A 20494-nucleotide genomic window follows, 5' to 3' on the forward strand; every position below is an offset into this window, starting at 1 on the left:
TAAGGAAATCTATATTGACATGACATGAAAATGCAGATAAAGTAAGGATATGACAGGGTACGGTGGACTCTAGGAGTCCCCGAGAGTACACTACAGAAAGAAGGAGGTATATAATGCGTATTATAAAGAAAAAAGTGGTGCCGGCACTGCTGGCAGGAGTTCTTGCCGCGGCCATGGTCATACCGTCATATGCTGCCAGCCGTAAGCCCATTAAATCCATCACACTGAGTATAAAGGCCAACATTGTGCCGGGCACGGGATTTGGTGAGGAAGAGATAGAGATTGAGACCAGCAACAGCAGGTTTTCCGTGGATGGTTATGACATACTGAACGATGACTTTGAATGGCGGGATGACTCGGTGCCCAAGATCAGGATCACCCTGACAGCGGATGATGATTACTATTTCCAGTCCCTTCCCAAGGATAAGGTCACATTGAAGGGAGGAGCCCAGTTCCTGAAGGCCAGCAGGGAAGATTCCAGTTCCACCCTTTTGATGGACGTAGAGCTTCCCTCCCTCTCCACCTCCATCCGTGACGTGGAGAACCTGAAGCTTTCCGACAATGGTATCGCCACATGGGATCCCATCAGCGCGGCCGGAAGCTATGAGGTAAGAGTTTACAGGGACGACAAGGCAGTGGGATCCGCCATTGTTGTGAACACCAACACCAGCAACTGCCGCGACCGCATGACAAAGGGGGATACCTCCTATACGGTGAAGGTCCGTGCGGTCAGCCGGTTTGACGGTGGGGAGAAGGGAAACTGGGTGGACTCCGCAAGCGTCTACATCAGCAGCGATCAGGCGGCTGAGTTCAGGGATAACCCTACGGGCGGAAGCGGTGCGTGGGTACAGTCCGCGGAGAACGGAAGATGGTGGTATGACAACGGCGATGGGACCTATCCGGCAAACAGCTGGAAGCAGATTGGGGATAAGTGGTATTTCTTTGACGCCCAGGGGTATATGCAGACCGGATGGATCCAGTGGGAAGGCAAGGAGTATTACTGCTCTGAGAACGGCGACATGCTGACCAACTGTATGACGGCGGACAATTACTGGGTCGGTGAGGACGGAGCAAAGATTGCCCAGTAGTGTGAAGTTAATGATAAAAACTGACCAGTGGCGTCAGGCGCTAAAATAAAGACTGCCCTGTGATGTCAGGGCCCAGAAAATGCTGTACAGGCGGATGAAACTGCCTGGTACGGCATTTTTTAATCCATGTTTTGCGGTCCGGACCCATTTCCGGTTGATTAAAAAGGGATTTTATGTCAGAATACAGGAAGGCGGCCGAACCGCAGTGGTTAAAGGCCGGGCTGGGATGTTATCACAGCCGGAAAAGGGAGAACGTTTATGTATGATTATATGCTTCCAATGAGCAACAGGGGGATCATAAGTGTGGCAAAGAGGGCCTTTGATCTGGTGGATGCCAGACTGATGGGCCACGGACAACGGGTGGCGTCCATCATGTACCAGCTGATGAAAGCGGACGGCGGCTATGACGGAAGGAAGATGAGGGACATGCTGACCCTGGCCGTGCTCCATGACATCGGGGCTTACAAGACAGAGGAGATAGACAAAATGGTGGAATTCGAGACAGAGAATGTCTGGAACCATTCCATTTACGGCTATCTGTTCTTTTATTATTTCTCATTGCTGAAGGAACTGTCCGGAATCGTGCTCTACCATCACACCCCCTGGAATGTCCTGAGGCGGATGGACCATGTGCCGGACCATATTAAAAAGGCATCCCAGCTTCTCCACCTGGCGGACAGGATCGATATTTATTTTGAACATTCAGCCGGGGATGTGGATTGGCTGAAACAGTACCTTGGGACCCAGAGGGACCAAAACTTCTGCGGGGAGGTGCTCGACCTGTTTGAGGGCATGGATTTTGTGGCGCCCGGCAGCAGTTCGCTCTTTTTGGAACATGAATACATTCAGATCATGGAGGAGGTTCCCTTTTCCTCCAGAGAAAAGCAGTCCATTCTCCGGATGCTGGTCTATGCCATTGATTTCAGAAGCACCCACACCGTAACCCACACCATCACCACCACCATCATCAGTTCGGAGCTGGCCCTGCGCCTTTGCGAACGGGCGGATACCATCAATGACGTGATCTTTGGGGCTATGCTCCACGATCTGGGGAAGATAGGGATCCCGGTGGAAATATTGGAGTTTCCCGGGCGTTTAAGCCCACAGGCCATGAATGTGATGCGCGGTCATGTGAAAATGACAGAGTATATCCTTCAGGACTGCGTCTCTGACGCGGTGAGGGATATTGCCCTGCGCCACCATGAAAAGCTGGACGGCTCCGGGTACCCCTTGGGGCTTAAGGAGGGGCAGTTAAACCTGCCCCAGAGAATCGTGGCGGTGGCGGACATTGTAAGCGCCCTCACAGGCACCAGAAGCTACAAGGACGCGTACCCCAAGGAAAAAACCAGCGCCATTGTTTCTGAAATGGCTGAAAAGGGGCTGGTTGACCCGGGGGTGGCTGCCGTGATGGTGGAGAATTATGATGCCATTATGGATTCAGTGCGCAACAGGACAAGGCCGATCCTGGAAAAATACCAGGAAATGCAGGAACAGTATAAGAAATTATCCCATGAAATGAGGGAGTATATGAAAGCCCTATAACTTTTGATTATGTCAATAATTCCAAACTTGTATATTTGCCAAGGTGGAAAATAATTCTGAAAGGTTGAAATACGGCTTTAAATGATATATGATGGAAGGAAATTATATTATTACGGATAGCTATAACTACAAAGAATAGAAGACAGGGGAGATATGTATCATGAATTATAATGTCACTGTGATTCCAGGGGATGGGATCGGACCGGAGATCGTAAGAGAAGCTAAAAAGGTAATGGATCAGGTGGGCATGGTTTACGGACACACCTTTGACTATACGGAGATCCTTATGGGAGGATGCTCCATTGACGCCCACGGCGTTCCGCTGACAGATGAGGCGCTGGAGACAGCCAGGAACAGCGATGCGGTCCTGCTGGGAGCAGTAGGCGGGGATGTGGGCAACTCCAGATGGTATGACGTGGCTCCGAACCTCAGGCCCGAGGCAGGACTTCTGGCGATCCGCAAGGGACTGGGCCTGTTTGCCAATATCCGCCCGGCTTATCTTTATAAGGAACTGGCAGGCGCCTGCCCTCTGAAAAAGGAGATCATCGGGGACGGCTTTGATATGGTCATCATGAGGGAACTCACAGGCGGCCTTTATTTCGGAGACAGGTGGACCAAAGAGGTGGACGGCTGTATGACAGCCACAGACACCCTTACATACAATGAAAAGGAGATCCGGCGTATCGCGGTCAAGGCCTTTGATATTGCCATGAAGCGGAGAAAAAAAGTGACCAGCGTGGATAAGGCCAATGTGCTGGATTCCTCCAGGTTATGGCGCAAGGTGGTGGAGGAAGTGGCAGAGGATTATCCTGAGGTACAGCTCTCCCATATGCTGGTTGACAACTGTGCCATGCAGCTGGTCATGAACCCGGGCCAGTTTGACGTGATCCTTACGGAGAACATGTTTGGGGACATCCTTTCCGATGAAGCCAGCATGATCACCGGTTCCATCGGAATGCTGTCCAGCGCCAGCATGAATGAAAGCAAGTTCGGCCTTTATGAGCCGAGTCACGGTTCTGCCCCGGACATTGCGGGCAAGGATATTGCCAATCCCCTTGCCACCATTTTGTCCGCTGCCATGCTTCTGCGCTATTCCTTTGACCTGGACCATGAGGCGGATGCCATAGAGTCAGCAGTACAGTCCGTGCTCACAGAGGGCTACAGGACAGGGGATATCATGTCGGAGGGATGCAGCCAGGTGGGAACCGCTGCCATGGGGGACCTGATCGCGGCAAGAATCAGATAGGCGGATCGCATCAGCAGACCCGATAGGCGGATCGCATCAGCGGGCCGAAACAGCAGAAATTGACGGTTTCAAACCTTAGATAGGTAAATTCAGATAAGTGAAAGGGGATACAACATGAAAAGTGATGCAGTTAAGACAGGAATGCAGCAGGCGCCCCACAGGTCCCTGTTTAATGCCCTTGGTATGACGGAAGAAGAGATGAAAAAGCCCATGGTGGGTATTGTCAGCTCCTATAATGAGATCGTTCCGGGCCATATGAACCTGGATAAGATCGTGGAGGCGGTAAAACTGGGAGTGGCCATGGCGGGCGGTACTCCGGTGGTGTTTCCGGCCATTGCCGTGTGCGATGGCATTGCCATGGGGCATATCGGCATGAAGTATTCCCTGGTGACCAGGGACCTGATCGCGGACTCCACGGAGTGCATGGCCCTGGCCCATCAGTTTGACGCCCTGGTTATGGTGCCCAACTGTGACAAGAATGTTCCGGGACTTCTCATGGCCGCTGCCAGGATCAATGTGCCCACCGTGTTTGTCAGCGGCGGACCCATGCTGGCCGGACATGTGAAGGGCCATAAGACCAGCCTTTCCAGTATGTTTGAGGCGGTTGGCTCCTATGCGGCCGGCACCATGTCCGAGGAGGATGTAAAGGAGTACGAGAACAAGGCATGTCCTACCTGCGGTTCCTGCTCCGGCATGTACACTGCCAACAGCATGAACTGCCTGACTGAGGTCCTGGGAATGGGCCTTAAGGGAAACGGCACCATTCCGGCCGTGTATTCTGAGCGCATCAAGCTGGCCAAGCATGCAGGCATGCAGGTCATGGAAATGTACAGGCAGAATATACGACCCAGGGATATCATGACCAAGGACGCGTTTATGAACGCGCTGACCATGGATATGGCCCTGGGCTGCTCCACCAACAGCATGCTCCACCTTCCGGCCGTTGCCCACGAGGCAGGCGTGGAGCTGAACGTGGATATTGCCAATGAGATCAGCGCAAGGACACCGAACCTGTGCCATCTGGCGCCGGCCGGACCTACTTATATCGAAGACCTGAACGAAGCGGGAGGAATCTACGCTGTCATGAACGAGATCAGCAAAAAGGGTCTTCTGAACCTGGACTGCATGACCGTGACGGGCAAGACCGTGGGAGAGAACATCAAGGACTGCGAGAACAGGAATCCCGATGTTATCCGCCCTGTGGAACATCCGTACAGCGAGACGGGCGGCATTGCCATCTTAAAGGGAAATCTGGCTCCTAATTCCGCTGTGGTCAAGCGCTCCGCCGTGGCTCCTGAGATGCTGAAGCACGAAGGGCCTGCAAGGGTATTTGACTGCGAGGAGGATGCCATTGATGCCATTAAGGGCGGCAGGATCGTGGCAGGGGATGTGGTTGTGATCCGCTATGAAGGACCAAAGGGAGGACCGGGCATGAGAGAGATGCTCAATCCCACCTCGGCTATCGCCGGTATGGGACTGGGTTCAAGCGTTGCACTGATCACGGACGGACGTTTTTCCGGCGCATCCAGGGGCGCATCCATTGGCCATGCGGCACCGGAGGCAGCTGTGGGCGGCCCCATTGCGCTTGTGGAAGAAGGGGACATTATTTCCATTGACATTGACAATCACCAGCTGAATGTGCTGGTTGACCCGGAGGAGATGGCTGCAAGAAAGGCAAAATGGCAGCCAAGGACCCCGCAGGTTACCACAGGATACCTGGCAAGGTACGCTTCCCTTGTGACATCCGCTGACAAAGGGGCTGTTCTGCAGGTGAAGTAGAGGCCGGTATATATTAAGAGAAAAGGAGTGCGGTAAATATGAGCAAATTGACGGGGGCAGAGATTGTAGTTGAGTGTTTAAAGGAACAGGGAGTGGACACCGTGTTTGGATTTCCCGGTGGCGCGATCCTGAATATATATGACGCATTGTACCAGCATCAGGATGAAATTACCCATATCCTTACATCCCATGAGCAGGGCGCATCCCATGCGGCAGACGGCTACGCAAGGGCCACCGGCAAGGTGGGGGTCTGCATGGCCACCTCAGGCCCTGGCGCCACCAACCTGGTAACAGGCATTGCCACGGCATACATGGATTCGGTTCCCATGGTGGCGATTACCTGTAATGTGACCAACAGCCTTCTGGGCAAGGACAGCTTCCAGGAGATCGATATCACCGGTGTTACCATGCCCATTACCAAATATAATTTTATTGTAAAAGACGTTAAAAGACTGGCCACAGTGATCCGCAGGGCATTCACCATTGCCCAGACAGGACGCCCGGGTCCGGTGCTGGTGGATATCACAAAGGATGTGACCGCTGCCGCCTGCGAGTATGAGAAGGAGGTTCCCGAAGAGATTGTGCGCCAGAGCGATACCATCCGAGAGGAGGACATGGAGCGGGCCGTGGAGATGATCCGCAAGTCCAGAAAGCCCTTTATCTTTGTGGGCGGCGGCGCGGTGCTGTCCAATGCGTCAGATGAGCTGAGAGCATTTGCACACAAGATCCAGGCCCCGGTGGCGGACAGTCTCATGGGCAAGGGGGCGTTTGACGGGTGTGATGAACTGTATACAGGCATGGTGGGCATGCATGGAACAAAGACTTCTAATTTCGGCATAACAGAGGCCGACCTGCTGATCGTGGTGGGCGCCAGGTTCAGCGACAGGGTGACAGGCAATGCGTCCAAGTTTGCAAGGAATGCCAAGATCCTTCAGCTGGATATCGACCCGGCTGAGATCAATAAGAATATTAAGGTGGATGCCAGCGTCATCGGCGATGTGAAGGTGATCCTGCGCAAGCTGAACGCCAGGCTGGATCCCATTAACCATGACGAGTGGATCGCCCATATTGAACGCATGAAGGATATGTACCCCTTGCGCTATGACAAGAACACGCTCACCGGTCCCTTTATTGTGCAGACCATCAATGAGGTGACCCAGGGAGATGCCGTGATCGTCACCGAGGTGGGACAGCACCAGATGTGGGCGGCCCAGTATTACAACCACCGCCAGCCAAGGACCTTTCTCACCTCCGGCGGCCTGGGGACCATGGGATATGGCCTGGGCGCCGCCATCGGAGCCAAGATGGGGTGCAGGGACAAGACGGTCATCAACATTGCGGGTGACGGCTGTTTCCGCATGAATATGAACGAGATCGCAACAGCCACCCGGTACAACATTCCGGTGGTGGAAGTGATCGTAAACAACCATGTGCTGGGCATGGTCCGCCAGTGGCAGACCCTGTTCTACGGCAAGCGCTACTCCCAGACCATTCTTAATGACGGGGTGGATTTCATAAAGGTTGCCGAGGCAATGGGAGCAAAGGCGTACAGGGTGACCCAGAAGGAAGAACTGGAGCCCACCCTCAGGGAGGCCATTTCCCTGAATGTCCCTGTTGTCATTGACTGTCAGATCAGCTGCGATGAGAAGGTGTTCCCCATGGTATCGCCGGGTGCGCCCATTGCGGATGCTTTTGACGATACGGACTTGAAAATTAATTAAAAAGAGTGTATAGTAGTCATTAATACTTCGGAAACGTTATCAGATTACCTTGGTAAAGTGCATGGGTAGAGGACAGAGGTACAATGATGTATACGGTCAGACGGCTTCCTTCTGTGAGGATCCTTAAAAAGGGTCTGCATAGGTGGAAGTCATCTGTGTATATATATTAAAGAGGAAATGTGCAGTAGCCACAACCATTTAAGGAGGAGAACAAGATGAGCAGAGTTTACAATTTCTCAGCAGGACCGGCTGTATTGCCGGAGGACGTCCTGAAGGAAGCCGCAGCAGAGATGCTGGATTACAGGGGGACAGGAATGTCAGTGATGGAGATGAGCCATCGATCTAAGGCCTATGACGCCATCATTAAAGATGCTGAATCAGACCTGCGGGATCTTTTACATATTCCGGACAATTACAAAGTGCTGTTCCTTCAGGGGGGCGCATCCCAGCAGTTTGCCATGGTGCCCATGAACCTGATGAAGAACAAGGTGGCGGATTACATTGTGACCGGACAGTGGGCCAAGAAGGCATACCAGGAGGGCGGCATATACGGCAGGGCCAACGCCATTGCCTCCAGCGCTGACAAGACCTTCAGCTACATTCCGGACTGTTCCGACCTGGACGTATCAGAGGATGCTGATTATGTTTACATCTGTGAGAACAACACCATTTACGGGACCAAGTTCTGGACCCTGCCCAATACCAAGGGGAAGATCCTGGTGGCGGACCAGTCCTCCTGTTTCCTGTCCGAGCCCGTGGATGTGACAAAGTACGGCCTTATTTTTGCCGGCGCCCAGAAGAATGTGGGACCTGCCGGAACCGTGATCGTGATCGTAAGGGAGGACCTGGTGTCTGAGGACGTGCTTGAGGGAACCCCTACCATGCTCCGCTACAAGACCCATGTGGACGCTGAGTCCCTGTACAATACACCGCCCACCTACGGCATCTATATGTGCGGCAAGGTGTTTAAATGGCTGAAGGCCAAGGGCGGTCTGGAAGCCATGAAGGAATACAATGAGAAAAAGGCTGAGATCCTGTATGATTTCCTGGACCAGAGCAGGATGTTTAAGGGGACCGTGGAAAAGAAGGACCGCTCCCTTATGAATGTGCCCTTTGTCACGGGGAATGACGAACTGGACGCCCTGTTTGTAAAGGAATCCAAGGCTGCCGGCTTTGAGAACCTGAAGGGACACAGGACCGTGGGCGGAATGCGGGCCAGCATCTATAATGCAATGCCCATGGAAGGCGTTGAGAAGCTGGTTGCATTTATGGCTGATTTTGAGGAAAAGCACAGCGACATGCTCTAAAGCAGCGCTGATGTAGAGGAGAATGATAATTATGAAAAAGATTCATTGCTTAAATCCAATTGCCAAATGTGGCACTGATCTGTTCCCTGCTGATTATGAGCTGACCAAGGATGCGGCTGAGGCTGACGGCATCCTGGTGCGCAGCGCTTCCATGCACGATATGGATTTTCCGGAATGTCTTCTGGCCGTGGGCCGTGCCGGCGCGGGAGTGAACAACATTCCCCTGGATGCATGCGCAGAGGCGGGCATTGTTGTATTTAACACCCCGGGCGCCAACGCCAACGGCGTGAAGGAGCTGGTGATCGCAGGTATGCTGGTGGCTTCAAGGGATATTGTGGGCGGCATTGAGTGGTGCAAGGCCAATGCCGAGGATGACAATATTACAAAGGATACGGAGAAGAGCAAAAAGGCTTTTGCCGGATGCGAGATCAAGGGCAAGAAGCTGGGCGTTGTGGGCCTGGGCGCCATTGGTGCGGAGGTTGCCAATGCAGCCACCCATCTGGGGATGGAGGTCTATGGATATGACCCCTATATTTCCGTGAACGCCGCGTGGAGATTGTCCAGGAATGTAAAGCATATTACCAATGTGGATACCATTTTCCAGGAATGTGATTACATAACCATCCATGTGCCCCTGCTGGATTCCACCAAGGGCATGATCAACAGGGAAAAGCTGGCCATGATGAAGGACGGGGTTGTGATCCTTAACTTCTCCAGGGATACCCTGGTAAATGATGACGATATGGCTGCTGCCCTGGAGGAGGGAAAGGTCCGCTACTATGTAAGCGACTTCCCGAACCCCAAGGTGGCCAATATGAAGAATGTCATCCTGATGCCCCATTTGGGCGCTTCCACCCAGGAGTCTGAGGATAACTGTGCGGTGATGGCCGTAAAGGAGATGACCGATTACCTGGAGAACGGAAATATCAAGAATTCCGTGAACTATCCTTCCTGTGACATGGGAATCTGCCAGACAGAGAGCCGGGTGGCTGTCCTGCATATGAATATCCCCAATATGATCGGACAGGTAACAGGTACACTGGCAGGCCAGGGCGTGAATATCTCTGATATGACCAACAAGAGCCGGGATAAGTACGCATACACGCTGCTGGATCTGGAGCACAAGGCCGAGGAGGCCACCATTGAAAAGCTGAGAGCCATCAAGGGTGTCCTGAGGGTGCGCGTGGTCAAATAATGGATCTACCCACTGAGGGTAATGTGATTAGGGCCTTCATGGCTGGGCAACCTGCTGTGGGGCCTTAATTGGTCTGTGAAGCGGATGAGCTTAAGAGAAGGAGAGAGAATATGGCGATTGTGAGACCGTTTGTGTGTGTCAGGCCCCAGGCGGGCAAGGCTGACAGGGTGGCGGCCCTGCCCTATGATGTGTATAACAGGAAAGAGGCCCTGGAAGCGGTAAAGGGGAACCCCCTTTCTTTTTTAAATATTGACAGGGCCGAGACCCAGTTTCCTGATGATGTGGATACATATGACGACAGGGTGTATGACAAGGCCAGGGAGATCCTGGACAGGCAGATCGAAGAGGGGGTCTATGTGACGGATCCCCAGGAAAATTATTATCTGTATGAGCTGACCATGGATGGCCGCAGCCAGACCGGAGTGGTGGCCTGCTGTTCCATTGATGATTATTTAAAGGGCGTCATCAAAAAGCACGAAAATACACGGGAGGATAAAGAGATCGACCGCATCCGCCATGTGGATACCACCAATGCCCACACAGGCCCTATTTTCCTGGCTTACAGACAGGATAATACGGTTAAGGGGATTGTGGAAGGGGTAAAAAAAGAGCAGCCTGTCTATGATTTTGTGACAGAGGATGGGATCGGGCACCGGGTATGGATCATCGGGGACAGGGAGCAGGTTGCAGCCGTGGGCCGCGCGTTTGAGCAGATCCCTGCCACTTACATTGCGGACGGGCACCACAGGGCTGCTTCCGCTGTGAAGGTAGGGCTTAAAAGGCGGGAAGCAGATCCCGGGTATACGGGGGAGGAGCCCTTTAACTATTTCCTGACCGTGCTGTTCCCGGATGAGGAACTGATGATACTGCCTTATAACCGTGTGGTAAAAGATCTGAATGGAATGGACCGGAACGGCTTTTTAAAGGCTGTGGCTGAGCGGTTTGAGGTAAAGGAACTGGGTGCAGAGGCATTTGCCCCAAAAGAAAAGGGTGTCTTTGGAATGTTCCTGGAGGATTCCTGGTACTCCCTTAAGGTCAGGCCCCAGGGCTTAAGCAGTGATCCCGTGGAGGGGCTGGACGTGTCCATTCTCCAGAACCAGCTGCTGGAACCTGTTTTGGGCATAGGCGATCCGCGCACGGATAAGCGCGTGGACTTTATCGGAGGCATCAGGGGGCTGGGGGAACTGGGGCGCAGGTGCCATGAGGATATGAAGGTGGCATTTTCCATGTATCCCACCTCCATCAGCGAACTACTCAGTGTTGCGGACGCAGGGCTTCTTATGCCTCCCAAGTCGACCTGGTTTGAGCCGAAGCTAAGGAGCGGGCTGTTTATCCACAGACTGTCATGAGACTGGAACAAAACTGCATATGAGTTTGCATAAATGAACTGTTATGCTGGAAAAATCCCCTTCTGACAGGCGGGCGCATTGAGACGGGCCTGCCTCAGAAGGGGATTTTTCTGCTGTTTATCCTTCTATATGGTATTCCTTCATCTTTCTCCACAGGGTGGAGCGGCTCATTCCCAGCATGGAAGCTGCCTGTCCCTTGTTGAAACGGCAGAAGGCCAGGGCTTCAAGGATCCGGCTCTCCTCTGCCCGGTGGGCGGCGGTGGAGGTCTCGGCGGTGGAAGGCCCGGCGCTGGAAGGCCCGGTGGTGGAAGGCCCGGCGGATGGTGCGGATAGATCCGGCGCGGATGGCCCGGATGCGGAGTGGCATTCGGGAAATGCCAGTTTGGCACATTCCAGGTCCACATAATAATCGCTGCACAGGACAGCCATGCGCTCGCAGATGTTAAACAGATGCCGGACATTGCCGGTCCAGTCAGCCTGTGAGAGGAACTGCACCACCTCCGGCGCCATCCGGATACCGGGGAAATTTTTTCCCATGTAATCAGCTGCCAGCAAGGGGATGTCCTCCCGGCGCTGGTTTAAGGGCGGTATGGTGATCCTCAGCACGTCCAGACGGTAGAACAGATCCTCACGGAACAGGTGGTCCTTGACCAGGTTTTCCAGATTTTTGTTGGTGGCGGCAATGATGCGGATATCCACATGGATCACGGAATCGCCGCCCACCCGCATGATCTCCCTCTCCTGAAGTACCCTTAGAAGCTTGGCCTGAAGGGGGAGAGGAATCTCACCGATCTCATCCAGGAAAATGGTGCCGGTATGGGCCAGCTCAAAGAGACCGGTCTTGCCGCTTTTTTGTGCGCCGGTAAATGCCCCGGGAACATAGCCAAAAAGCTCGCTTTCCAGCAGGGTATCGGGAATGGCGGCGCAGTTGACCGCCACAAAGGGGCAGAGGCTGCGGGGGCTGGCGTTGTGGATGCTCTGGGCCAGCACCTCCTTTCCGGTGCCGCTCTCTCCGATGAGAAGGATATTGGAGTTGGTGCGGCTGTATTTTTTTGCGGTCTTTATAACAGAGGCCATGGACGGAGAGGACCCGATCATATCGGAGAAGGTGAGCTTTGCCACAAGGCCCTTTTGATGGAGCTGCTTGCGGATATCACCTTCCAGCCACTGGATCTCATTGACCAGCTGGATGTTCACAATGGACCCTGACAAAAATGTCTGGGTTTTTACAAATGTTTTGCTGATGCTCAGCAGGGTGCGGTTGTACTGCAGGATCTTGTTGGCGTATTCATTGTTGTCGGACAGCAGGTTTTTAAGCTCCAAAGGGAAGGGGATGTCAATGATGCGTTTTCCCAGGCAGTCCTTGTCCAGCCCGAAGATGGACTGGGCTTTTTTGTTTGCAGTGGTGACCCGCCTGGAAGGGTCTATGAAAATGATCCCGTCATGGGAAATATCCAGTATGGTCTGAAGGCGCATGGACTTTTCTTGCTCCTTGCGGAATATATGCAAAGCGCGCTTGGCCGAGGAAAGGGCGTCCCAAAATGCCTCCTCGCTGGTTTCTATGAGCATGTTGGGCACGTGGATCATCTGCGCGTATCGGCAGGTATTAAGACCTCCCAGGATCACCTGGCAGCCCTCCCGGATCGCCTGGTCTGCCAGGGCTTCGTTGTTCCAGTTGGGGGAGAGGAGGTAGGTTTTAATGGGGACATCGCACAGGTCGGACAGGCCGGTGATCCCTGCCAGCATATTGCCTGCGGCAATAATGCCGATCTGCTTCTGACCGTAGAGCCGGGTGCATTTGCGGATCGTCCTCAGGATATCCGCGGTGGGAACGGAGATCTGGACCACAGGGATGTCACCGGGAAGGTTGGCCAGAATCTGGGCCAAAAGCCCCCGGGTGAGGATGATGTCGGCATCGATCTTTGTATGTCCGGCATTGGAGTTATTCATAATGATCTCGTCCATGACATAGGTTTCCGAATCCTCCTGTTCATGGAAACGGTTGTGCTGGCTGAGGATTTGGGAGGCGTGGGCGATAAAATTTTCACAGGGTACTACAAGGGCTATCTTTACCATGGATCATCTTCCTTCTTTCTTGTCAGGTATACCCTAATGGTACCATAACCCGGAGGAAAATAGAACAATATGTTTTATAAGAAACAAAATGGTGCATCAAAATAAAACATAGTGGAAATGAGGACAAAAGGAGGGGGAGGTAACAGCTGGTATTAGTACTAAAAATACTTAAGTATTTTTAGATAAGATCCACAAAAAATCCGGGCTTTCGGAGAGATCAGCATCTTGGCATGGAATTTGCTTTTATAATCAGTATAAAATGCCGGGACAAAGGCTGCTGCACGTACCCGGCAGAAGGAATCATAAGGAGGATATCAATGCTGAGAAGAGGAGAGGTATTCCGCAACAGGGCCAAGCGCCTTTTGGCGGAAAAGAAAAAGCTGTCAGCCGCCTGGCTGCAGGCAGCCAGCCCCATAACGGCTGAGATCATGGCTAAGGCCGGATTTGACATACTGATGGTGGACATGGAGCACGGGCCCGGGGGGATCATGGATCTGATCGGCCAGCTGCAGGCCGTATCCCATTATGATGTGGTACCCTTTGTAAGGGCGCCCTGGAATGATTTTGTAACCATTAAGCGGATCCTGGATGCCGGCGTCAGCGGGATTCTGGTCCCTTATGTCAACAGCGCTGAGGAAGCAGCCAGGGCGGTAAGCGCCTGCAAGTACCCGCTGGAGGGGATCAGGGGCATTGCTCCCAGTCCCAGGGCCGGAGGATATGGGATGAACCAGAGGGATTATCTGGATTATGCCAATGAGGAGCTGGATGTGCTGGTGGCGGTGGAGACAAAGACGGCGGTGGACCACATTGAGGAAATTGTTAAGACCAATGGACTGGATGGGATCTTTATCGGTCCCATGGACCTGGCCACTTCCTTTGGACATTTCTGCAATCCCAAGGATGAGGAGGTTCAGGAGGCGATTCGCAAAGTGGAGGCAGTGGTCCTGGGATCCGATAAATTCCTGGCAACCGTGGCAGGGAGTTTTGAGGAGGCAAAGAAGCTGTATGAAAAGGGATACAGTATGGTGATCATGATGTCAGACACCACCACGCTGGGAAAGGTTGCCCTGGATCAGGTGGAGCAGTTCAAAGAAATGTATCCCCAGAGATGACCGTGACCGTAGGTAAAACACAAGGAGAAGGAGATTGGGAATATGAAAAAAAGAATCATGGCAGTTACGTTGGCAGCAGTAATGGCAGTATCCATGGCAGGGTGTGCGGGAAGCAAGCCTGCCGGCACAAAGGCGGCTGAAACAAAGGCCGCGTCCAATGAAGGTTCGGCCCAAAAAGCGGATACGGCGGGCAAGGATACGGCGGACAAGGATGCTGCGGGGACGGAGGCAGCCGGAGCCGGGAAGGCGGATGGTGCAGGTGCGGTCAAGGAAGGCGCGGAGGACAAAGGACAGACGGATTTTCCTAAAAAGCCCATTCAGATCATCTGCCCTGTGAAGGCGGGAGGGGATACGGATTATAACACACGTGTGATCGCGCAGTACCTTTCAAAATACCTGGATGTGAATGTGGTTGTCACCAATGTGGAAGGAGGGGCCACTATTCTGGGAATGCAGCAGGTCCTGGACGGGGAGCCGGATGGGTATACCATGGTGATCAATGGTCTGGACGCTTATATCCCCAATATGATGGGCACAACAGACATTACCATTGACAGTTTTAAGACAGTAGGCATTCCGCTGTTTGACAATACCACGGTTCTGGTAGCCAATAAGGCGTCCGGTTATGAGAGTATAAAGGATGTGGTGGAACGCACCCAGGCAGCCCCGGGTACTATTGAGTACGGCATGAAGATCGGCGCGGCAAACCAGGTATACGGAATCGCCATGAATCAGGAGTGGGGAGCGCAGTTCAAACCAATGGATATTGGAAACAATGCGGCCAAGATGACAGCGCTGCTGGGACAGCAGACCGATACGGCCGTTCTTGCCTATGCCCTTGCAAAGGATTATTTTGCAACAGGGGAATTCCAGGCCCTTTGCCTGCTGGGAAGTGAAAAGAATGAACTGCTTGCAGATGTGCCCCTGCCTTCCGAATACGGATTAAAGGACATTGATTGCAGTAAGTGGTTCTGGCTGGGGGTACACCCCGATACCCCGGATGAGGTGGTGGATATCCTGTCAGACGCCTTGGAGCAGGTGACAGAGGATCCTGAATTTGTAAAGACCATGGAGGATAATTACCTGACCGTCAGATACATTGCCAAAAAGGACGCCCAGGATTACGCCGACCAGTTCTACCAGGATACACTGGTGCCATATAAGGACGAATTTTTATCCACCAGCAGCAAGTAAGGTGGAGAAGGGGGTAAAATGTCACATAACAAAAAGGAAATAGGATCAGGCGTGATATTTTTTCTCATTGCAGTTGCTCTGTATGCAGGCTCTTACGCCATTGTGGTCACCACAAACGATGCCATGGGTCCCCAGTTCTTTCCAAGAACCGTTGCCATATGTATGGGGATTCTGGCAGTGGCTCAGGTGGCATCCGGCCTGAAAAAGGAAAGGAAGGAACAGGGATCAGGGGAAAGGAGCGGCTTTAACATAAGGGCCGCTGCCACCATAGGGATCCTCTTTGCATACGCACTATTGGTTCAGACGGTAGGCTTTATCATCATGACAGCGGTCTACCTCCTGGCGCAGATCCTTCTGCTTCTGCCTGAGAAACGTCTGAGATCCGGGAAAGGTATACTGGTCACCGCAGCAGTCTCGGTTGTCACGCCCATATTGATCTACGAGCTGTTCTACCGTGCATTCAGTATATTCCTTCCCACTGGATTATTAGGATAAGGAGGAGGAAAATGCAGCTTATTCAAGGTTTTATGGCAGTGTTCCATCCTGTTACTCTGTCTCTTATTATCGGGGGAGTGGTTGCCGGGATCGTTTTCGGCGCCATTCCGGGACTCTCGGCCTTTACGGCCCTGGCCCTGTTTTTGCCCATCACCTTTGGCATGGAGCCGGTCAACGGTATTGCGTTTCTTATATCTATCTATGTGGGAGGGCTTTCAGGAGGCTTGATCTCAGCCATTCTGCTGGGAATACCGGGCACGCCCTCATCCATTGCCACCTGTTTTGACGGCTATCCCATGGCACAGAGAGGGGAGGCCGGCAAGGCCCTGGGCACTGCGATTGTTTTCTCCTTTGTGGGAGGGATATTCAGCGCCCTTATACTGACCTATCTGGGGCCGGTGATTGCGGGGGTGGCATTAAAATTCGGACCCTATGAGTATTTTGCGGTCATACTCTTTGCCCTGACCACTGTGTCGGGCCTTTCCGCGGGAAATATCAACAAAGGGCTTTTATCCTGTCTTCTGGGCATTGCCTTTTCCTTTGTGGGAATTGACCGTCTCAGCTCCTACACCAGGTACACGGGAGGGATCTCCAGCCTGGCGGCAGGGTTTAACCTGGTCCCGCTTTTGATCGGTACCTTTGCAGTGTCCCAGATCATTGAAACCGCCGCCAAGGGGCCATCGTCCATTCAGCGCGCGCCATCCGCCAGGGTAAAGGGATTTGGACTGAGCCTGAAGGAATTTGTGTACCAGCTGAGAAATGCCATTCCTGCTGCTTTTATCGGATTGTCTGTGGGAATCCTTCCCGGAATCGGGGGAAATGCTTCCAACCTTCTGGCCTATGCTTTTTGCAAAAAGCGGTCCAAGTACCCGGAAAAGTTCGGGACAGGGGTCATGGACGGGATCGTGGCTTCGGAGACGGCTAACAATGCCACCATCGGAGGCGCGCTGATCGTTCTTCTGACCCTGGGGATCCCGGGGGATAACGCCACATCCATGGTGCTTGCGGGATTCCAGATACACAGCATCACACCAGGGCCCCTGTTGTTTAAGACAAGCGCGGACCTGGTATATGCACTGTTTGCGGCATTTATCATAGCAAACATTGTGATGATGGTGTCTGAGCTTTTGGGGCTTCCGCTGTTTGCAAAGGTCCTCAGCATTCCCGGCTCTTATCTGCTGCCCGTGGTGATCGCCTGCTGCTTTGTGGGTTCATTCTCTGCAAACAACCGTGTGTTTGATATACTGGTCATGGTGATATTCGGGCTTGTGGGGTATGTGCTCAAGCGATGGGAGTATCCGCTGGCTCCCATGGTGGTGGGATTCATACTGGCGCCTCTTTTGGAGGAAAATGTAAGGCGGTCCCTGATGCGCACGGAAGGCAGTTTCCTTCCCATCCTGACATCACCCATAGCTCTGGTATTTTTTATCCTTACCGCGGTCATGGTGGTCCTGTCTGTGAGAAGCGAGATAAAGGACAGGAAAAAGCAGCGTGAGACATCAACTGTATAGAGGAGGACCGGATGCTAAAATATAGTGATCTGCAATGGAAGGATGGCCTGGATCCACGGGCCATCCAACTTCTCCTAAAGGAGGAGGCGGAAAAGGACGGTCATAAGATCGTGGTCCTGGATGACGATCCAACCGGAATCCAGACCGTCCATGATGTGCCGGTATACACGGACTGGAGTTATGAGAGGATCCGGCAGGGATTCCTGGAACCGGGGAAGATGTTTTTTATCCTGACAAATTCAAGAAGTTTTTCCAGACCCCAGACCATACGGGCCCATGGTGAGATCGGGCGCAGGCTGGCAGCGGTGTCAAAGGAGCTGGGTATTGCGTTTGCCGTTGTAAACAGGGGAGATTCGACTTTGCGGGGCCATTTTCCCCTGGAAACCCAAACACTGAGGGAGACCCTTGGGGAGCAGATGGGAGAGGAGATACACGGGGAAGTGATCTGCCCCTTTTTTGCCGAGGGAGGCAGATTTACCATGGACAATGTCCACTATGTAAAAGAGGGGGAATGGCTGGTTCCTGCGGGTGAAACGGAATTTGCAAACGATAAGACCTTTGGTTACCGTTCTTCGGATCTGAGGGAATATATAGAAGAAAAGACCGGGGGAACCGATAAGAAAGAGGATGTGATATGCATATCCGCGCAGCAGCTGCGGTCCGTGGATATAGACGGCGTGGAGCAGATGCTTATGAATGCCGGGGGATTTGACAAGGTGGTGGTAAACGCACTGACCTCCCTGGAGATCAAGGTGTTCTGTATTGCACTGTACCGCGCAATGGCAAAGGGAAAGCGTTTTCTGTTCAGCACCGCCGCGGGATTTGTAAAGGAGTTTGCAGCAGTGGAGGACAGAGGATTTCTCACCGGCCGGGAACTGGTCCCTAAGGGGAGGATGGGGGGAGGGCTGGTGGTGGTCGGCTCCCATACTCGCAAAACCACAGCCCAGCTGGAATGTCTGAGGGAACTGCCAAATATCCGCCTGATGGAGTTTGATTCGGATCAAGTGCTGGACCCGGCCGCCATGGAGGAGGAGATCGCGTCCGTGGTAAGGCGGGAGGAAGCATGTATCAGACAGGGGATCACCGCTGTCGTGTATACAAAGCGGCGTCTGCTGTCCGTAAAAGGGGATACGGGAGAACAGGCCCTGGAGCGGTCTGTTAAGATTTCAGAAGCGGTACAGCAGCTGGTGGGGCGTGTTCAGGAACCACCGGCTTTTATTGTGGCAAAAGGAGGGATCACATCCAGCGATATCGGCACCAAAGCCCTGGGAGTAAAAAGGGCCTGGGTGCAGGGACAGGTCCGCCCCGGAATCCCGGTGTGGAGGACCGGTCCGGAAAGCAGGTTCCCCCACATTCCCTATGTCATCTTTCCGGGAAATGTGGGGGAGGATCATACGCTGCGGGACGTTCTTCAGGTTCTGATGGAGCCCTGGTCCTGATGAGGGGAGGTAGGAACCCTACTCCTGGGGCGGGGCGGATGGAGCCGGAGGCGCTGCCTCTGACGGCGTGGCCGGAACAGTGGGGTCCTTGGTCTGGTAGATGCGTTTCCATTCCTTGGTCCCTTCCACCTTCACCGTCTCACACCGGTTCATGTTCAGGAATTTTACCAGCTCATAGCAGCTGACCCAGATTTCGTTGTTGCTCTCCTTCTGGGATTCGTCAAAGATCAGTTCCAGGCCAAAATGAAGATGGGGCTCATTGATATTGTTGGTGTTTTCCGTGCGGCTGTAGCCGGTGCGGCCCAGGTAACCAACCACATCCCCGGCCTGCACCACGGACCCTTCCTTCAGACCGGACTGATAGGGATAGTTTTTACGGAGGTGGGCGTAATAATAGTACCGCTTGTGGTCAAAACTGCGGATGCCCAGCCGCCAGCCGCCGTACTGGTTCCATCCGATGGCCTCCACATAACCTGATTCCACTGCGATGACGGGAGTTCCCACCTGTCCCATCATATCGTGGCCCAGGTGCTGGCGCTTGAAGCCGTAGCTTCTGGCCACCCCAAAGTCATCAAAATCACTGTAAGGAAATCCTTTGGCAATAGGGGAAAATGCTTTCAGCCCATATTTGGTCACCCATACGGTGGCAGGATCGCCGGGAGCTCCCCCGGCCACGCCGGAGGGAAGATAGGCGGCAGGCGCTTCGCTGGCAGGGATCTCGGCCTGGAACTGGCCCACCATCCCGTCCAGCACCGCGCCGTAGGCATCCCTGTAATATGTATAATATTTCATGTCTTTTGTCAGGTCCGCCATGGTGGTCTCGCCGGTTTTCAGCTTTTCCGCCACGGTCTTCATGTGCTCCGGCTTATATTTGCTGAAGTCACCCCCGTATCTTGCACCCAGGTAGGCAAGCAGATCCACCCAGTTTAAATGGATTTCAGCCTGGCAGGTATCCACATCATAGCGGAACGCCTGGTTCATGGCTTCCGAGGTTACGGCAAAATCCACCCATTTGATATATTCTTTTTTCTTTTCCTCCTGTTTCTCCTGGCCCGGGCCGTTGGTGTCTTCCAGGGGATTGACGGTTCTGGCCAATCTGGCCGCCTGGCTCATCACTGCCTGGCCGGAGTCTGTCCTGTAAAGGAAGATACTCAGACACAGCAGGCTTAAGGCCAGCATTTCACCGTAAATCACCGTTTTTGTACTGATATGCAAATGCTTCCTGAGCATATGGATAAGTTTCATGATATACCGCCTCCTGACAAGGGTTCCCGGAATATTGGGGCTCTATGTTAATCTTATGTTTGTCCGGGCCGGATTATGATTCCGCGCATCAATTCTTTGGGAGTGCGGGGGAAGATGAACATAAGATGAAAAAAAGTCCCGATTACAGTAAAAAAGTGTGCAAAATGCATAAATGCTATTGATTTGATAGATAGA

At 53.1% G+C, this 20494-nt stretch carries 15 protein-coding genes; 13 read left to right on the top strand and 2 right to left on the bottom strand.

The genetic code is table 11. The annotated features are described in order from the left end of the window. Positions 1–113: 113 nt before the first annotated feature. The 8 genes from CLFS41_RS15110 (at position 114) to CLFS41_RS15145 (ending at position 11227) form a co-directional block, all read left to right on the top strand. Positions 114–1088, top strand: coding sequence for a hypothetical protein (locus tag CLFS41_RS15110; RefSeq protein ID WP_007861369.1), 975 nt, complete (start codon positions 114–116; stop codon positions 1086–1088). Positions 1089–1346: 258 nt separating this feature from the next. Beyond that, positions 1347–2630 (top strand): HD domain-containing phosphohydrolase, encoded by a 1284-nt coding sequence (locus CLFS41_RS15115; RefSeq protein WP_045092754.1) that lies wholly within the window; start codon positions 1347–1349, stop codon positions 2628–2630. Positions 2631–2790: 160 nt separating this feature from the next. Then, a complete protein-coding gene (leuB, locus tag CLFS41_RS15120) occupies positions 2791–3876 on the top strand; it encodes a 3-isopropylmalate dehydrogenase (RefSeq protein WP_007861366.1) in 1086 nt (361 codons plus the stop codon). A gap of 114 nt (positions 3877–3990) precedes the next feature. Then, positions 3991–5655, top strand: a complete 1665-nt coding sequence (ilvD, locus tag CLFS41_RS15125; protein ID WP_045092755.1) for a dihydroxy-acid dehydratase — start codon at positions 3991–3993, stop codon at positions 5653–5655. Between the two features lie 38 nt (positions 5656–5693). Further along, the gene (gene ilvB / locus CLFS41_RS15130; protein ID WP_007861363.1) at positions 5694–7376 is read left to right on the top strand and encodes a biosynthetic-type acetolactate synthase large subunit; all 1683 of its coding nucleotides are present in this window, start codon (positions 5694–5696) and stop codon (positions 7374–7376) included. 215 nt (positions 7377–7591) lie between these two features. Continuing rightward, entirely contained in the window at positions 7592–8683 is a 1092-nt protein-coding gene (gene serC / locus CLFS41_RS15135) for a 3-phosphoserine/phosphohydroxythreonine transaminase (protein ID WP_007861360.1), read from the top strand. 31 nt (positions 8684–8714) lie between these two features. Then, positions 8715–9878: a phosphoglycerate dehydrogenase gene (locus CLFS41_RS15140; RefSeq protein WP_007861358.1), complete on the top strand. Its 1164-nt coding sequence runs from the start codon at positions 8715–8717 to the stop codon at positions 9876–9878. Positions 9879–9988: 110 nt separating this feature from the next. Next, positions 9989–11227 carry a DUF1015 family protein gene (locus tag CLFS41_RS15145; protein ID WP_045092756.1) on the top strand — a complete coding sequence of 413 codons (1239 nt, stop codon included), beginning with the start codon at positions 9989–9991 and terminating at the stop codon, positions 11225–11227. Between the two features lie 117 nt (positions 11228–11344). On the opposite strand, the gene CLFS41_RS15150 is transcribed toward CLFS41_RS15145, so the two are convergent. Further along, complete coding sequence (locus tag CLFS41_RS15150) at positions 11345–13303, bottom strand: sigma-54-dependent Fis family transcriptional regulator (RefSeq protein WP_045092757.1); 1959 nt, start codon at positions 13301–13303, stop codon at positions 11345–11347. A 317-nt stretch (positions 13304–13620) separates the two neighbouring features. On the opposite strand from CLFS41_RS15150, the gene CLFS41_RS15155 reads away from it, so the two are divergent. The 5 genes from CLFS41_RS15155 to CLFS41_RS15175 are packed head-to-tail and all read left to right on the top strand — an operon-like array spanning position 13621 to position 19054. After that, positions 13621–14415, top strand: a complete 795-nt coding sequence (locus tag CLFS41_RS15155; protein ID WP_045092758.1) for an aldolase/citrate lyase family protein — start codon at positions 13621–13623, stop codon at positions 14413–14415. Between the two features lie 42 nt (positions 14416–14457). Further along, complete coding sequence (locus CLFS41_RS15160; protein ID WP_045092759.1) at positions 14458–15609, top strand: tripartite tricarboxylate transporter substrate binding protein; 1152 nt, start codon at positions 14458–14460, stop codon at positions 15607–15609. Positions 15610–15627: 18 nt separating this feature from the next. Beyond that, a complete protein-coding gene (locus CLFS41_RS15165) occupies positions 15628–16104 on the top strand; it encodes a tripartite tricarboxylate transporter TctB family protein (protein ID WP_007861347.1) in 477 nt (158 codons plus the stop codon). An 11-nt stretch (positions 16105–16115) separates the two neighbouring features. Beyond that, positions 16116–17615 carry a tripartite tricarboxylate transporter permease gene (locus CLFS41_RS15170; protein WP_007861346.1) on the top strand — a complete coding sequence of 500 codons (1500 nt, stop codon included), beginning with the start codon at positions 16116–16118 and terminating at the stop codon, positions 17613–17615. Between the two features lie 11 nt (positions 17616–17626). Further along, positions 17627–19054 (top strand): four-carbon acid sugar kinase family protein, encoded by a 1428-nt coding sequence (locus tag CLFS41_RS15175; RefSeq protein WP_045092760.1) that lies wholly within the window; start codon positions 17627–17629, stop codon positions 19052–19054. 18 nt (positions 19055–19072) lie between these two features. Here CLFS41_RS15175 and CLFS41_RS15180 read toward each other — a convergent pair whose 3' ends face one another. Next, on the bottom strand, positions 19073–20299 hold the full coding sequence (locus CLFS41_RS15180) for a M23 family metallopeptidase (protein WP_045092761.1): 1227 nt from the start codon (positions 20297–20299) through the stop codon (positions 19073–19075). Positions 20300–20494 lie beyond the last annotated feature (195 nt).

It is taken from the genome of Clostridium sp. FS41 (assembly GCF_000954015.1).
GTDB lineage: Bacteria > Bacillota > Clostridia > Lachnospirales > Lachnospiraceae > Enterocloster > Enterocloster citroniae.

Coding starts and splice junctions, on each gene's coding strand:
- CLFS41_RS15110 (WP_007861369.1), top strand. CDS start 114: ATGCGTATTATAAAGAAAAAAGTGGTGCCGGCACTGCTGGCAGGAGTT.
- CLFS41_RS15115 (WP_045092754.1), top strand. CDS start 1,347: ATGTATGATTATATGCTTCCAATGAGCAACAGGGGGATCATAAGTGTG.
- leuB (WP_007861366.1), top strand. CDS start 2,791: ATGAATTATAATGTCACTGTGATTCCAGGGGATGGGATCGGACCGGAG.
- ilvD (WP_045092755.1), top strand. CDS start 3,991: ATGAAAAGTGATGCAGTTAAGACAGGAATGCAGCAGGCGCCCCACAGG.
- ilvB (WP_007861363.1), top strand. CDS start 5,694: ATGAGCAAATTGACGGGGGCAGAGATTGTAGTTGAGTGTTTAAAGGAA.
- serC (WP_007861360.1), top strand. CDS start 7,592: ATGAGCAGAGTTTACAATTTCTCAGCAGGACCGGCTGTATTGCCGGAG.
- CLFS41_RS15140 (WP_007861358.1), top strand. CDS start 8,715: ATGAAAAAGATTCATTGCTTAAATCCAATTGCCAAATGTGGCACTGAT.
- CLFS41_RS15145 (WP_045092756.1), top strand. CDS start 9,989: ATGGCGATTGTGAGACCGTTTGTGTGTGTCAGGCCCCAGGCGGGCAAG.
- CLFS41_RS15150 (WP_045092757.1), bottom strand. CDS start 13,303: ATGGTAAAGATAGCCCTTGTAGTACCCTGTGAAAATTTTATCGCCCAC.
- CLFS41_RS15155 (WP_045092758.1), top strand. CDS start 13,621: ATGCTGAGAAGAGGAGAGGTATTCCGCAACAGGGCCAAGCGCCTTTTG.
- CLFS41_RS15160 (WP_045092759.1), top strand. CDS start 14,458: ATGAAAAAAAGAATCATGGCAGTTACGTTGGCAGCAGTAATGGCAGTA.
- CLFS41_RS15165 (WP_007861347.1), top strand. CDS start 15,628: ATGTCACATAACAAAAAGGAAATAGGATCAGGCGTGATATTTTTTCTC.
- CLFS41_RS15170 (WP_007861346.1), top strand. CDS start 16,116: ATGCAGCTTATTCAAGGTTTTATGGCAGTGTTCCATCCTGTTACTCTG.
- CLFS41_RS15175 (WP_045092760.1), top strand. CDS start 17,627: ATGCTAAAATATAGTGATCTGCAATGGAAGGATGGCCTGGATCCACGG.
- CLFS41_RS15180 (WP_045092761.1), bottom strand. CDS start 20,299: ATGAAACTTATCCATATGCTCAGGAAGCATTTGCATATCAGTACAAAA.